The 288-nt window shown below is 66.3% G+C and carries 1 protein-coding gene; it reads left to right on the forward strand.

All coding sequences use genetic code 11. The annotated features are described in order from the left end of the window. Positions 1-288: dimethylamine monooxygenase subunit DmmA family protein (locus EOB49_RS35225; RefSeq protein ID WP_281060645.1), on the forward strand; the 288-nt coding region annotated here is incomplete at both ends.

Raw genomic sequence — 288 nt, forward strand, 5'->3', positions numbered from 1 at the left:
CGGCAAACATGCCGTCGCGCTCGAAGCGTTGAAGCCGGCGCAGCTCCATCTGGCGCCGTCCTTTGCCAGCCTGCTGCCCCGGCTCAGGCAGACACTGGCCAACGCGCATATGGGCTTGCGCCTCTACCTCGCTGGCACCGAGGGTCTGATCGGCCAGGCCATGCAGGTGGCGCTTGAAGCCGGCATCGACCACACTTCGATCCAGACCGAGCACCGCGGCTCGCTGGCGCGGCGCATGCAATGTGTCCATTGCAAGGGCATCACCGAGAATGTGACGACGCAGCCGGC

Source organism: Mesorhizobium sp. M7A.F.Ca.MR.148.00.0.0, assembly GCF_003997735.1.
In the GTDB taxonomy this organism is placed as follows: domain Bacteria; phylum Pseudomonadota; class Alphaproteobacteria; order Rhizobiales; family Rhizobiaceae; genus Mesorhizobium.